The organism is Pseudomonas sp. SCB32, from assembly GCF_009189165.1.
GTDB lineage: Bacteria > Pseudomonadota > Gammaproteobacteria > Pseudomonadales > Pseudomonadaceae > Pseudomonas.
Genome location: NZ_CP045118.1, coordinates 4695964 through 4709769, shown reverse-complemented (window position 1 = coordinate 4709769; position 13806 = coordinate 4695964). Strand labels below are relative to the sequence as shown.

Sequence of the window (13806 nt, the reverse complement as noted above, 5' to 3'; positions counted from 1 at the left end):
GGCGTACCCGCGGGTTGTCGGCCGGACGGCCGTTGAGTACGGCGCCACGCACAGCGTGGCGCCGGATACATCAGGCCAGTTCGCCCACCGCGCGCCAGGCCTGGTCGATGGCCGCGTGGGCGTAGGCGTCCCAGGCGGCATCGGAGTTGGCGATGGTGACGTTGCCGACCTTGGTACGAGCCAGGTTCATCAGTTTTTCGCTCTCCTGCTCATCATCGAAGAGGCTGTTGGAGAAGTACGAATAGCCGTGCGACCAACGGTTGATGGTGATCGCCTGGATATCCTTCTGATGATCGAAGCCGGCCGGGCCGAGCATGGCCTGCAACTGGTCGCGGATCATGCCTTCCATCTGCTCGAAGCTCATGGCGTAGAGCTTCCCGCGGCCGACGCGGGCCTGGGTGCGCGCGTCCATGCCGGCGTTGGGGCTGGTGGGCACGTAGACCATGTGCAGGCCGATGGGCTGGTTCGGATCGCGCGGGTGGCTGTAGCCGCCGATGTCCACCGGGTAGTCCAGCTTCACGCGGCTGTACGGCTGGCTCGGCGCGTAGATCTCGTGCACGCCCAGCTTCATGAAGCTCTGCCAGTTGCGGATCACCACCTTGGTGTACACCAGCGGAAACTTCACGTTCTGCGCCAGGGCGTGGCTCTGCTCGGCGGAGAGGTCGCGCAGGATGTAGGGGATGATCATGTTGTAACAGGCCAGCACGCAGTGCTTGGCACGCACGCGATGCAGGGCGCCGGCGCGGCTGTAGCCGACGTCCACGCCGCCGTCGCGGTTCTTCACGCTCACCGCGGTGCTGTTCAGGCGCAGGCGCACGGCGTTCTTCGGCTGGTCCAGTTTGGAGTAGTCGAAGGTCGCGAGGACGACGTCGTTCATGTCCTTGCCCGGCGCCACGCCCGGAATCAGGCCGCGCACCAGCAGGCGCGCCAGGGAGGCATTGCCGTCGGGGAAGTGGTAGATGTACGGCTCTTCCATCTCGGCCTTGGCTTCCTCGCTGATGGGCGAGAGGTCCAGCGCGGCGAAGCCGGGGAAGCCCACGGAGTAGGCGGAGTCAGCCGGGACGGCGTCGATGCTCAGCGCGGAGAAGTCGTTGGTGCGGCTCAGGAAGTAGCGGGTGGCGGCTTCGCTCAGGCCCACGTCCTTGCGCAGGAAGTCCTGGTAGCTGGTCTTGGCGAGGTGCGCTTCCTTCTCCTCACGGGTCTTTCCGGCGAGGTAGTCCCTGGGCGCTTCGTGCAGGTCGATCAGCGCCTGGCGGTCGGCCTCGGGCAGCGGGAAGTCGGAGATGAACGCGCGCCAGCTGCGGGCGTTGAGTTTTTCCGGGGCGATGTCGTCGGCCACCATGGGCGTCGGGTCGCCGGTCACGAGCTTCGCTTCGCCGAAGCCGGCCTTGTCGAAGAACACGCCGCGCGACAGGCCCAGGTTCGGATAGAAATCACGGTCGAAGGCGGTTTCGAAACGGTCCACGTCGACGTTGAGCTGCTTGAGCAAGCTGTTGACCGTGTCGCTGTACAGGTGTTTGGGCGACTGGAAGGCTTCGCTGCCGCCGTAGCCGAGGATCACCCGGCCGCCGGCCTGGAATTCGTTGCGCTTGGCGTGGCCGCCGAAGTCGTCGTGGTTCTCGATGATCAGCACGCGCGCCTTGGGGTGCTTCTGCCGGTAGAACCAGGCCGCGGAGAGGCCACTGATGCCGCCGCCGACCACCACCAGGTCGTACTGCTCCTCGATCTTCAGGCCATCGGTGTCGAACACCTTCTTCTCCCAGCCCATCTGGTGCGCGACCTCGAACGCGCCGGGATGGCTGCCGCGCAGGCCGGTGAGGGCGGGCGGGTAGTAGCGGCCGGAGGGTGCGGCCTGGAGAAGCTGCAGCGGGGTCAGGCCCGCGCCGATGGTGAGGGCAACGCCGTTGAGGAAGTCGCGGCGGGTGATGCTCATGGGAAATCCTTGCAAGGTGATGGCCCGGGGCAGGGGCTGTCATGGTTTTGCCCTTCGCTCCGGAAGGGGGGGCGGCATGCGTGGCCGCGCGGCGGTCCCGGTCGAGCGGGGCGCCGATCTGAAGCTTTTGATCTTTACGGTGTTGCGAGGAGCCAACGACCGCGCGAGCTAGAGCAGGACGAGGCGGATACGGGGACGGGCCCAGGAGTTTACGAGTAGTAAATGACTGGGCCCGTCCCCGTATCCAACGCTGTACTGCCGACGCGCAGCCGGTCGTTTTAGTGCTTGATCATTACGTGGCGGATCGCTGTGTAGTCCTCGAGACCGTACATGGACATATCCTTGCCGTAGCCCGACAGCTTCATGCCGCCGTGGGGCATTTCGGTGGTCAGCATGAAGTGGGTGTTGACCCAGGTGCAGCCGTACTGCAGGCGGGCGGACAGGCGATGGGCGCGGCCGATGTCGCTGGTCCAGACCGAGGAGGCCAGGCCGTAGTCGGAGTCATTCGCCCAGGCCAGCGCCTGTGCTTCGTCGTCGAACTCGGTGACCGAAACCACCGGGCCGAAGATTTCGCGGCGGACCACTTCGTCGTCCTGGCGGGCGCCAGCGAGCACGGTCGGCTCGAAGAAGAAGCCCGGACGGTCGGCACGCTTGCCGCCGGTGACCACTTCGATGTGCGGCACCTGGCGGGCACGCTCGACGAAGCCGATGACGCGCTCCAGATGCTGCTCGGTGATGACCGGGCCCAGCTCGGTATTCGGGTCGTCCTGCTCGCCGTACTGGATACTGCCGACGGCTTCGCCGAGCTTCTGGACGAACTTGGCGTAGATACCTTTCTGCGCGTAGATGCGGCAGGCGGCGGTGCAGTCCTGGCCGGCGTTGTAGAAGCCGAAGGTGCGGATGCCTTCCACGGCGGCGTCGATGTCGGCGTCGTCGAAGATCAGCACCGGGGCCTTGCCGCCCAGTTCCATGTGCATGCGCTTCACGGTGTCGGCGGTGCCGGCGATGATGCGGCTGCCGGTGGCGACCGAGCCGGTCAGGGACACCATGCGTACTTTCGGGTGGGTGGTCAGCGGCTCGCCGACGCTCGGGCCACGGCCGAAGACCAGGTTGACCACGCCGGCGGGGAAGATGCCGGCCATCAGTTCGGCCAGGCGCAGGGCGGTCAGCGGGGTCTGCTCGGAGGGCTTGAGCACCACGGTGTTGCCGGCGGCCAGGGCCGGGCCGAGTTTCCACGCGACCATCATCAACGGGTAGTTCCACGGCGCGATGGAGGCGACCACGCCCACCGGGTCGCGACGGATCATCGAGGTATGCCCCGGCAGGTATTCGCCAGCGGCGGAGCCTTGCATCACGCGGCAGGCGCCGGCGAAGAAGCGGAACACGTCGGCCACGGCCGGCAGTTCGTCATTCAGCGCGGCGGAGAAGGGCTTGCCGCAGTTATTGGATTCCAGGCGGGCCAGTTCCTCGGCGTTGGCGTCGATAGCGTCGGCCAGTTGCAGCAGGAGCAGGGCGCGGTCTTTCGGCGCGGTCTGCGACCAGCTGTCGAAGGCGGCGTCGGCGGCCAGCACGGCGGCGTCGACCTGGGCCGGGGTGGCCTCGGCGATTTCCACCAGGGTGGTGCCTTGGGATGGGTTCAGGACGGCGAGCTTCTCGCCTTCGCCAGCGACCAGTTGGCCGTTGATCAGCAGTTTGGTTTGCATGGTTGAGTCCTCTAGTTCAGGAGCGTGGTGCAAATTCGATTCGGGTGTTTCTTCTTGGGGGCCTGCCGGTTTGGGCCGGCGGGCCTGAGGGGTTCTGTTGCCTTACTTGCCGCTGCCCGCCACGCCTTCGCCACCCTTGGTCAGGTAGTAGGCGCCGAGGATCGGCAGCATGGTCACGATCATCACCAGCATCGCCACCACGTTGGTCACCGGCACGTCGCGCGGGCGGCCCAGCTGGTTCAGCAGCCAGATCGGCAGGGTGCGTTCATGGCCGGCGGTGAAGGTGGTGACGATGATCTCGTCGAAGGACAGCGCGAACGCCAGCATGCCGCCGGCCAGCAGCGCCGAGCCGAGGTTGGGCAGGATCACGTAGCGGAAGGTCTGCCAGCCGTCGGCGCCCAGGTCCATCGAGGCTTCGATGAGGCTGTGGGAGGTGCGGCGGAAGCGCGCGATGACGTTGTTGTAGACGATCACCACGCAGAAGGTGGCGTGGCCGATGACGATGGTCAGGAAGCCCGGCTCGATGCCCAGGGTCTTGAACGCCGACAGCAGTGCGATGCCGGTGATGATGCCGGGCAGGGCGATCGGCAGGATCAGCATCAGCGAGATGCCTTCCTTGCCGAAGAAGTCGCGGCGGTACAGCGCGGCCGCGGCCAGGGTGCCCAGGCACATGGCGATCAGCGTGGCGACGCTGGCGATCTTCACCGACAGCTCGATGGCTTCGAGCACGTCCTGGCGCGCGAAGGCGACGCTGAACCAGTGCAGGGTGAAGCCCTTGGGCGGGAAGCTGAAGGCCGCGTCCTCGGTGTTGAAGGCGTACATGAAGATGATCAGGATCGGGAAGTGCAGGAACACCAGCCCGCCCCAGGCGGCGGCCTTGAGGCCGAAAGACGCTTTCTCAGAGTGCATCGAAAGCCCCCAGACGTTTGACGATGGACAGGTACACGGCGATCAGCACGATCGGCACGAGAGTGAAGGCGGCGGCCATCGGCATGTTGCCGATCGCGCCCTGCTGGGCGTAGACCATGCTGCCGATGAAGTAGCCGGGCGGGCCCACCAGTTGCGGCACGATGAAGTCGCCCAGGGTCAGGCTGAAGGTGAAGATCGAGCCGGCGGCGATGCCGGGGATCGACAACGGCAGGATCACCTGCAGGAAGGTCTGCCGCGGGTGCGCGCCGAGGTCGGCCGAGGCTTGCAGCAGCGACGGCGGCAGGCGTTCCAGGGAGGCCTGGATCGGCAGGATCATGAACGGCAGCCAGATGTACACGAACACCAGGAAGCGCCCGAAGCTGGAGGTGGACAGGGTGTTGCCACCGACGCCCGGAATGCCCAGCAGCAGGTTCAGCACGGGCTCCAGGCCCAGATGCTGGACGAACCACATGGCGACGCCGCCCTTGGCCAGCAGCAGGGTCCAGGCGTAGGCCTTGACGATGTAGCTGGCCCACATCGGCATCATTACGGCGATGTAGAAGAACGCCTTGGTCTTGCCGGTGGTGTAGCGCGCCATGTAGTAGGCGATGGGGAAGGCCACCGCGCCACTGGCGATGGACACCGCCACGGCCATCAGCACCGTGCGCTGGATGATGTCGAAGTTGGAGCCACTGAACAGCGAGCCGAAGTTGGCCCAGGTCAGGTCCGGCGTCACCGTCATGGTGAAGTCGTCGAAGGTGTAGAAACCCTGCCACAGCAGCGTCAGTAGCGAGCCCAGGTAGATCGCGCCGAACCACAGCAGCGGCGGTACCAGCAGCAGCGAGAGGTACAGCGTCGGCTTGCGGTAGAGCAGGTTGGACAGGCGCCGCAGCGGGCCATTGCTGGCCGCCGGCAGCGCTGCATTCATCGTCAGTTCCATCTCACGCGCCCTCGTTCAGCACCACCATCGCCTCGCGCGCCCAGCGGGCGGTCACGCGCTGGCCCGGCTGGTGGGCGAGGTCGATGTCGGCCCACTGGCTGTTGGCCTGGCTGAGGCAGAGGTTCTGGCCGTTGTCGAGACGGATTTCGTAGCGGGTCGCCGCACCCTGGTACTGTATGTCGTGCAGCAGGCCGCTGATCTCGATGTCCGAGGCGGCGCGTTCGCCGTTGGCGAAGCGGATGTGCTCCGGGCGGATGGAGAACGGCTGGGTGTTGCCGGTCAGGCCCTGGGCGATGTCGCCGCGCAGCACGTTGGAGGTGCCGACGAACTCGGCCACGAACGGGGTAGCCGGCTTCATGTAGAGGTTGCGCGGGGTATCCACCTGCTCGATGCGGCCCTTGTTGAACACCGCCACGCGGTCGGACATGGACAGCGCTTCGCTCTGGTCGTGGGTGACGAAGATGAAGGTGATGCCCAGCTGGCGCTGCAGCTTCTTCAGCTCGCTCTGCATCTGCTCGCGCAGCTTGAGGTCGAGCGCGCCGAGGGGTTCGTCCAGCAGCAGTACGCGCGGGCGGTTGACCAGGGCTCGCGCTAACGCGACGCGCTGGCGCTGGCCGCCGGAAAGCTGCACTGGCTTGCGCACGCCGTAGCCGCCCAGGGCGACCATGGCCAGGGCTTCTTCGGCGCGCTTCAGGCGCTCGGCCTTGGCGATGCCTTTCACCTTCAGGCCGTAGGCGACGTTCTCCAGCACGCTCATGTGCGGGAACAGCGCGTAGTCCTGGAACACCGTGTTGACGTCACGCTGGTAGGGTGGCAGGCCCGCGGCCTCCTCGCCATGGATGCGGATGGAGCCTGCGGTGGGTTGCTCGAAGCCGGCGATCAGGCGCAGGCAGGTGGTCTTGCCCGAACCCGACGGGCCGAGCATGGAGAAGAACTCGCCGTCCTTGATGTCGATGGACACCCGGTCAACGGCTTTCACCTCGCCGAACTGGCGGGAGACCTGGGTGAATTGAACAGCGGGAGTGGTCATGGTGCACGCTCCAAGGGGCAGGAATCCGGCGTAGGGAAGCCCTGCCCGTGAATCTGAGATACGGGTGATACGGTGTTATTCGAGATGGGTTTGCTGGGTGCCCGCGTTCGCGGGGATGACCTGGGTTTGTGGGGCCCTGCCACGTCCGCCAGGCGTCGATGTCCTGGCGGAGTCGTGGTGGGGCCTGCTCAGTACCGGCGGCGAAGCGCGGACCCGTCATCCCCGCGAACGCGGGGACCCAATAAACAGCGGCTTAACGGCCGCCCATGATCCCGATGTAGTCCTGGGTCCAGCGGCTGTACGGGACGAACTTGCCGCCCTCGGCCACCGGGGTCTTCCAGAACGCGATCTTGTCGAACTGGTTGTAGCCGTTGGTGGCGCAGCCTTCGGCACCCAGCAGGGTGCTGGCCTTGCAGCCTTCGGGCACGGCCGGCACGGAGCCGAACCAGGCGGCGACGTCACCCTGGACCTTGGGTTCCAGCGACCAGTTCAGCCACTTGTAGGCGCAGCTCGGGTGCTGGGCCTCGGCGTGCAGCATGGTGGTGTCGGCCCAGCCGGTGACGCCTTCTTTCGGGAACACGGTGGCGATCGGCTGACCTTCGCCCTTCAGGGCGTTGGCCTGGTACGGCCAGGCGCTGGAAGCGGCGACACCTTCGTTCTTGAAGTCGCTCATCTGCACGGTGGTGTCGTGCCAGTAGCGGTGGATCAGCTCATGCTGCTTGCGCAGCAGCTCGACCACGGCGGCGTACTGCTTCTCGTCGAGCTGGTACGGATCGGTGATGCCCAGTTCCGGCTGGGTGGCCTTCAGGTACAGCGCGGCGTCGGCGACATAGATCGGGCCGTCGTAGGCCTGCACGCGGCCCTTGTTCGGCTTGCCGTCGGGCAGGTTCTCGGCGTTGAAGACGACCTTCCAGCTGTCCGGCGCGGTGGGGAAGACCTTGGTGTTGTACATCAGCAGGTTCGGGCCCCACTGGTACGGTGCGCCGTAGGTCTTGCCGTTGACCACGTACCAGGCGGCGTCCTTCAGGCGCGGGTCGATGTTCTTCCAGTTGGGGATCAGCGACGGATCGATCGGCTGCACGCGCTTGCCGTAGATCAGGCGCAGGGAGGCGTCGCCCGAGGCGGTGACCAGGTCGTAGCCGCCCTTGGCCATCAGGCTGACCATCTCGTCGGAGGTGGCGGCAGTCTTCACGTTGACCTGGCAGCCGGTGTCCTTCTCGAACTGGGTCACCCAGTCGTAGTTCTTGTCGGACTGGCCGCGTTCGATGTAGCCGGGCCAGGCGATGATGTCCAGGCGGCCTTCGCCTTTGCCGACTTCCTTCAGGGCCTCGGCGGCCTGGACGCCGGCGCTGGCCAGCAGGGCGGTGGTGATGGCACTGAGCAGTGCGGTCTTGCGCATCGGGTGTCTCCCTCTCGTTGTTGTCTCTATTGGTGGGGCAGTTCAATCGAGCAACGTCCCTCTGTACGGGCGGGCGTGCCGAACCGTCGGGGACTTTCTTGTGTGCCGGCGGGTGGCCCGCCGGATGGTTCAATCCAGTTGCTGGCCGTGGCGCGCCATGATGTGGCGCACCACGCTGTAGTCCTGCAGCGAGTCGCTGGACAGGTCCTTGCCGTAGCCCGAGCGCTTGAGCCCGCCGTGGGGCATCTCGCTGGCGAGCATGAAATGCGTGTTGATCCAGGTGCAGCCGTACTGCAGGCGGTTGGCGATCTGGAAGGCCTTGTCCAGGTTCTGCGTCCACACCGAGGAGGCCAGGCCGTATTCGGAGTCGTTGGCCCAGTCCACCGCCTGCTCCAGCTGGTCGAAGCGGGTCACGGTGACCACCGGGCCGAACACTTCGCGCTGGACGATCTCGTCCTGCTGCTTGCAACCGGCCAGCAGGGTCGGCTGGTAGTAGAAACCGGGGCCCGAATGCACGGCGGCGCCGGTGACGCGCTCGATGTGCGGCTGGCCGAGGGCGCGTTCGACGAAGCTGGCCACGCGGTCGCGCTGGCGGGCACTGATCAGCGGGCTGATCTCGTTGTCGGCGTCGCGCTTGCGGGCGAAGCGGATGCTCGACACGGCGTCGCCCAGTTCGGCGACGAGGCGGTCATGGATACCGGCCTGCGCATAGATGCGGCAGGCGGCGGTGCAGTCCTGCCCTGCGTTGTAGTAACCGTGGGTACGGACGCCCTGGACCACGGCGTCGAGGTCGGCGTCGTTGCAGACGATCACCGGCGCCTTGCCGCCCAGTTCCAGGTGGGTGCGTTTGAGGGTGCGCGCGGCGGCCTGGAGAATCTTCTGCCCGGTGACGATGTCGCCGGTGAGGGACACCATGCGCACCTTCGGGTGGCTGACCAGGTGGCTGCCGACGCCTTCGCCGCCGCCGCAGACGATGTTGATCACACCGGCGGGGAGGATTTCCGCCAGTGCCGGGGCCAGCGCCAGGATGCTCAGCGGGGTGTGTTCGGACGGCTTGAACACCAGTGTGTTGCCGGCGGCCAGGGCTGGGGCGATCTTCCAGGCGGCCATCATCAGCGGGTAGTTCCACGGCGCAATCGAGGCGACCACGCCCACCGGGTCGCGGCGCACCATGCTGGTGTGGCCGGGTACGTATTCGCCGGCGAGCTGGCCTTGCTGGCAGCGCACGGCGCCGGCGAAGAAGCGGAACACGTCGGCGGTGGCCGGGATGTCGTCCTGGCGGGCGAGGTGCAGCGGCTTGCCGCAGTTCAGCGATTCCAGCTGGGCGAGGTCGTTCGCACGCTTGTCGATGGCGTCGGCGATGGCGAGCAGGGCGGTGGCGCGCTGGGCGGGCGTGGTGCGGGCCCAGGCGGGGAAGGCGTGGTGCGCGGCAGCGATGGCCTGCTCGACCTGGTCCAGGGAGCCGTCGGCGATGCTGATGAGGGTCTCGCCCGTGGTCGGGTTGATGATCGGCTCGGCAATGCCTTCGCCGGCGACCAGTTGGCCGTCGATCAGCAAGGCGGTGTGCAGGGTTGCGCCGGTCATCTTCGAAGCTCGTCTTTTATCTGTCTTGTTTTCGGGGACCATGTGCGTGCTCCGGGTGGGGGCGATACCCGAAACTGGTCCTTTGTATGGAGGCAGAGACTAGAGTCCGGGCGTGGGGTCGACAAATTCTAATTACTGAAAGTGGCATTCGATTAAATCGAATGACTGGTTCCTTCGTGCCAGAGTCGTAGGGTGGATAACGCCACAAGCGTTATCCGCCGTTGGTGCCTCCGTGATCCCTTTCGGCGGATAACCGCAAGCGGTTATGCGCCCTACGTTGGCTCGGAGTCGTCTGGCCCTCCTCAGATCGACAGCTTCTTCGCGTTGGGCTGCTCGCGGGCCACGGTGAGGAACGGGTCCACCAGTGCCGGTCGCGCGGTGCCACGGCGCCAGGCCAGACCCACGTCCAGCGGCTCGGAGAGGTCCACCAGCGGCCGCGCTTCGATGATGTCGCCTTCCAGTGACCAGGGGCGGTAGGTCATATCCGGCTGGATCGACAGGCCCAGGCCGGCCGCTACCAGGCTTCGCACCGCTTCCACGGACGCCGTGCGCAACGTCACCTGCGGCACCAGCCCGGCGCGCGACCAGATGCGCTGGGTGTGCAGGCCCATCTCGTCGGCGTTCAGCTGGATCAGGGGCTCGCCGGCCACATCGGCCAGGCCGATGCTGTCGCGCTCCAGCAGCGGGTGCTGCGCCGGCAGCCAGAGGCGGTGCGGCGAGTGGGTCAGTACCTCGGTCTGCAGGGCGTGGCGGTCTTCCAGGTTGGAGAGGATCAGCACGCCCACGTCGATCTCGCCGCTCACCAGCAGGTGTTCGATATAAGGGCGTTCGTCCTCCACCACGCGGGTCTGCACGTTGGGGTAGGCGCGCTGGAAGCGGTTGATCAGGTCAGCGAGGTAATAACCGGCTACCAGGCTGGTCACCCCGATGGTCAGGCTGCCGGCTACTTGGTCGGTGCTCTGCTGCAGGCTGCGCTTGGCGTTCTCCACCGTGGCCAGGATCAGGTGCGCCTGGCGCAGGAACTGGTGACCCTGGTGGGTCAGGGTCATGCCCTTGGCGTGGCGGTCGAACAGGCGCACGCCGATTTCCTCCTCCAGCTGCTGGATGGCCAGGGTCAGGGTCGACTGGGAGATGAACACAGCCTGGGCGGCGGCGGAGATCGAACCGGTCTCGGCGACGGCGATGAAATGGCGGATCTGACGGAGCGTCATCATGGGCGGTGGGCCGCTTGCGAATCGGTGATGGCAGAGTGCAGGCGTCTAGGACGGCACTCCAGCGCTTTTCATTGTTGATTATCGAAAATCTATAGGACCATTCTTTTTTATCGAATGAAAGCGGCTTATTGCCCTGCGGGTCCGCTGGCAGAGGCTCGCAATATCCGGATGCACACTGCCGCTCCGTCTGAATCGAGCTCCGGGCTAGAGTCGGAATCCACATTTATCGATAGACAGTGGAGAACGCCATGAACACGCGCGACCTGCTCGACCAGTTGCTCAAATCCGGCCAGGACCTCCTGCAGAACAAGGGTGGCGGTCAGCCATCCTCTTCCTCTGGCAAGGCGGGCGGCCTGGACCTGGGCAGCCTGCTCTCCGGCGCCGGTGGTGGCGCCCTGGCTGCGGGCGCGCTGGGCTTGCTGATGGGCAGCAAGAAGGCACGCAAGGTCGGCGGCAAGGTCGTCACCTACGGCGGCCTCGCAGCGCTCGGCGTGCTCGCCTACAAGGCCTACGGCGACTGGCAGCAGAAGCAGGCCAGCGCCCCGCGCGGCGAGCCGCAGACCGTCGACCGCCTGCCTCCGGCGCAGGCCGAACAGCACAGCCACGCTATCCTGCGGGCCATTGTTGCGGCGGCCAAGGCCGACGGGTACATCGATGATCGCGAACGCCAGATGATTGACGGCGAGATCGCCAAGCTCACCGGCGACGTGGAACTGCAGGGCTGGCTCGACGGCGAGCTGGCCAAGCCGCTGGACCCGGCCGAAGTCGCCCGCGCCGCCACCAGCGAGGAAATGGCCGCCGAGATGTACCTGGCCAGCTTGCTGATGATCGACGAGACCAACTTCATGGAGCGCGCCTACCTCGATGAGCTGGCCCGCCAGCTGAGCCTCGACGCCGGCCTCAAGGTGGAGCTGGAAACCCAGGCGCGCAAGGCGCTGGATGCAGTGCCAGCCTGATCAGTGCTCGGGCCGTTTCTCACTGATCGTGACCACCGCCGTGCGCTCCTCCGGCTCGCAACGGTGGTGCTCCCAGATGGCTCGGTACAGCGCTTCCAGATCGCGGGTGAAGCGGGCCGTGTCGAATAGCGGCGAGTTCAGTCTTGCCGCGCCCAGTCGCAGGCGCAGGTCATCGCGCATGAGGCCGTCGAGAGCCAGTGCTTTCAAACGCTCGAAGTAGTCCTGCGCATCCTCTGCCACCAGCTCCTCGAACCCGTGCGCCTGGAGCAGGCTGCCGGCCACGCGGCTGGTGAAGGTCCGGCCCAGCCGTGTCACCAGCGGCACTCCAGCCCAGAGCGCGTCGCTGGCGGTGGTGTGCGACGTACAGGGGAAGCTGTCGAGGGCCAGGTCGGCCAGCGCCAGCCGGGCCAGGTGCTCCGCCTGCTTGAGGCGCGGCGCGAACACCAGGCGCTCGGGCGCGACTCCCCGTTGCAGCGCCTCGCGCCGGAGATTGTCGCGGGCTTCCTTCACCTCAGGTTCGAGCAGCCAGAGCACGCTGCCGGGCACCTCGCGCAGCAGACGGCACCACAGATCGAACTCACTCGGGTTGAGCTTGAGTAATTGGTTGAAGCTGCAGAACACCACGCCTTGCTCCGGCAGTCCCGCTTCGATGCGGCCGGGTGGCGGACTCAATGGCCGATCGCGATCATTGGGCTGGTAGCAGTGCGGCATCAGCGCCAGGGTTTCGCTGAAATGTTCGGCGTGCCCGGCGGGCGTTACGGTTGGATCGCCAATCAGATAGTCGGCCAGGCGCGGATGCCCCAGGCTGCCCGGGTAGCCCAGCCAGTTGACGATCACCGGCGCCGGGCGCAGGGCGGTTATGCCCTGGCGCGCGCCGGTGGTGTAGCCCTTCAGGTCCACCAGGATATGCAGGCGCTGCTCGGCGATCAGCTTGGCCGCCGCCTCGTCGGACAGCTCGCGCAGGTTGTGGCGGGGCAGTCCGGTCGCGGCGATGCGGTGGGTGAAGTAGTCCTCGCGCTCCGGACTGTAGTCGAAGAGATGGATGTCCACCTTGACGCTGTCGTGGGCCTCCAGCACGCCCATCATCAGGTGCATGGTCGCATGGCCGTAGAAGTCGCTGGAGAGGTAGCCGATGCGCAGGCGTTCACCCGGTGCCGGTTCGCCGGCCAGCGCTGCGGCGGCCAGCTCTCCGGGCCAGCAGGATTCGGCGTAGTGTCTGGCGGCGTCGCAGTGCAGCTGCGGGGAGAGCTCAGGTAGGTTGATCAGGCTCCAGGGCGTGGTGCGTTCCTGCGCGGGATCTTGCAGCTGCTGCAGTAGCGCCGAGTCCACCTCTGCCAACCGTGACCAGTCGCCGAGGTTGCGCAGGACGAACTGCAAGTCGCCCCAATGGCGGGTTCTGTTGAACCATTGGGCCGCCTCGACATAGCGCTTTCGCTTCTCCAGGGCCCGCGCCAGCTCCAGTTGCAGTTCCCGGTCGTCGGGGCTGATCCGTAGCGCCTGGTTGATCAATGGGATGGCCGCCTCGCTGTAGCCACGTTCACGCAGATGATTGGCCAGATTCCTGTAGGCCAGTACATAGCCGGGATTGCTGGCGATCGCCTGGCGGTAGAGCTGTTCGGCCTCGGCGTAACGGCGCTGGTGATTGAGGATATTCGCCAGATTGTTGGCTGCCTTGGCATTTCCCGGTTGCAGTTGCAGGCAATTGCGGAACTCCGCTTCCGCCGCGTGATCGTTCCCCAACGCGCGCTCGGCCAGGGCCAGATTCAGGTAGAAGGTGCCGTCCCGGCGAACGCTCAGGGCCCGCTTGAACAGGTCCCGCGCCTGGGCTGCCTTCTCCTGCATCAGGCAGGCGGCACCGCAGAGATGCAGCGCGTCGGCATTGCGCGGCTGCGTGCGCAGGAGCTGTCGCGCCAGGGTTTCGCCACGGGCGAGGGCGCCGCTTTTGAGTGCATCGATGATGGTCTGCAATGACAGGCTGGGTTGGCGCTGGCGCATGAATTTTCTCCGGGAGGGGATGCCGGATATCTTCTGCAAAAGGGCTCATGGATGATTCGGAAACGGCTGTCAGATATCGCTGAAGGTTTGGTTGCGGCGCACGAGTGGGCGCCGGGACGAGGGGGTCGCGAAGTGCCGGAAGC

The 13806-nt window shown here is 66.2% G+C and carries 10 protein-coding genes; 1 reads left to right on the top strand and 9 read right to left on the bottom strand.

The window, feature by feature from the left end; all coding sequences use genetic code 11:
• Positions 1–70 precede the first annotated feature (70 nt).
• The 8 genes from GA645_RS21445 to GA645_RS21410 all read right to left on the bottom strand — a co-directional run bounded on the left by GA645_RS21445 (position 71) and on the right by GA645_RS21410 (position 10712).
• Positions 71–1933 (bottom strand): FAD/NAD(P)-binding protein, encoded by a 1863-nt coding sequence (locus GA645_RS21445; protein ID WP_152225213.1) that lies wholly within the window; start codon positions 1931–1933, stop codon positions 71–73.
• 278 nt (positions 1934–2211) lie between these two features.
• Positions 2212–3636 carry a gamma-aminobutyraldehyde dehydrogenase gene (locus tag GA645_RS21440; RefSeq protein WP_152225211.1) on the bottom strand — a complete coding sequence of 475 codons (1425 nt, stop codon included), beginning with the start codon at positions 3634–3636 and terminating at the stop codon, positions 2212–2214.
• A 102-nt stretch (positions 3637–3738) separates the two neighbouring features.
• Positions 3739–4545 carry an ABC transporter permease gene (locus GA645_RS21435; RefSeq protein WP_152225209.1) on the bottom strand — a complete coding sequence of 269 codons (807 nt, stop codon included), beginning with the start codon at positions 4543–4545 and terminating at the stop codon, positions 3739–3741.
• On the bottom strand, positions 4535–5485 hold the full coding sequence (locus GA645_RS21430; protein ID WP_372239769.1) for an ABC transporter permease: 951 nt from the start codon (positions 5483–5485) through the stop codon (positions 4535–4537). The genes GA645_RS21435 and GA645_RS21430 overlap by 11 nt, the downstream gene beginning before the upstream one ends.
• Before the next feature lies 1 nt (position 5486).
• Positions 5487–6515, bottom strand: coding sequence for an ABC transporter ATP-binding protein (locus GA645_RS21425; protein WP_152225206.1), 1029 nt, complete (start codon positions 6513–6515; stop codon positions 5487–5489).
• A 253-nt stretch (positions 6516–6768) separates the two neighbouring features.
• Positions 6769–7914, bottom strand: coding sequence for a putative ABC transporter substrate-binding protein YdcS (gene ydcS / locus GA645_RS21420; protein ID WP_152225204.1), 1146 nt, complete (start codon positions 7912–7914; stop codon positions 6769–6771).
• 129 nt (positions 7915–8043) lie between these two features.
• Positions 8044–9498 (bottom strand): gamma-aminobutyraldehyde dehydrogenase, encoded by a 1455-nt coding sequence (locus GA645_RS21415; RefSeq protein ID WP_256675985.1) that lies wholly within the window; start codon positions 9496–9498, stop codon positions 8044–8046.
• Between the two features lie 302 nt (positions 9499–9800).
• A complete protein-coding gene (locus GA645_RS21410; RefSeq protein WP_152225200.1) occupies positions 9801–10712 on the bottom strand; it encodes a LysR family transcriptional regulator in 912 nt (303 codons plus the stop codon).
• A gap of 248 nt (positions 10713–10960) precedes the next feature.
• On the opposite strand from GA645_RS21410, the gene GA645_RS21405 reads away from it, so the two are divergent.
• A complete protein-coding gene (locus GA645_RS21405) occupies positions 10961–11668 on the top strand; it encodes a tellurite resistance TerB family protein (RefSeq protein ID WP_152225198.1) in 708 nt (235 codons plus the stop codon).
• Here GA645_RS21405 and GA645_RS21400 read toward each other — a convergent pair whose 3' ends face one another.
• Positions 11669–13663 (bottom strand): tetratricopeptide repeat protein, encoded by a 1995-nt coding sequence (locus GA645_RS21400; RefSeq protein ID WP_152225196.1) that lies wholly within the window; start codon positions 13661–13663, stop codon positions 11669–11671.
• Between the last annotated feature and the right edge of the window lie 143 nt (positions 13664–13806).

Excerpts from the sequence above, each read along its gene's own strand:
- GA645_RS21445 (WP_152225213.1), bottom strand. The coding sequence starts at position 1,933 with ATGAGCATCACCCGCCGCGACTTCCTCAACGGCGTTGCCCTCACCATC.
- GA645_RS21440 (WP_152225211.1), bottom strand. The coding sequence starts at position 3,636 with ATGCAAACCAAACTGCTGATCAACGGCCAACTGGTCGCTGGCGAAGGC.
- GA645_RS21435 (WP_152225209.1), bottom strand. The coding sequence starts at position 4,545 with ATGCACTCTGAGAAAGCGTCTTTCGGCCTCAAGGCCGCCGCCTGGGGC.
- GA645_RS21430 (WP_372239769.1), bottom strand. The coding sequence starts at position 5,485 with ATGGAACTGACGATGAATGCAGCGCTGCCGGCGGCCAGCAATGGCCCG.
- GA645_RS21425 (WP_152225206.1), bottom strand. The coding sequence starts at position 6,515 with ATGACCACTCCCGCTGTTCAATTCACCCAGGTCTCCCGCCAGTTCGGC.
- ydcS (WP_152225204.1), bottom strand. The coding sequence starts at position 7,914 with ATGCGCAAGACCGCACTGCTCAGTGCCATCACCACCGCCCTGCTGGCC.
- GA645_RS21415 (WP_256675985.1), bottom strand. The coding sequence starts at position 9,498 with ATGACCGGCGCAACCCTGCACACCGCCTTGCTGATCGACGGCCAACTG.
- GA645_RS21410 (WP_152225200.1), bottom strand. The coding sequence starts at position 10,712 with ATGATGACGCTCCGTCAGATCCGCCATTTCATCGCCGTCGCCGAGACC.
- GA645_RS21405 (WP_152225198.1), top strand. The coding sequence starts at position 10,961 with ATGAACACGCGCGACCTGCTCGACCAGTTGCTCAAATCCGGCCAGGAC.
- GA645_RS21400 (WP_152225196.1), bottom strand. The coding sequence starts at position 13,663 with ATGCGCCAGCGCCAACCCAGCCTGTCATTGCAGACCATCATCGATGCA.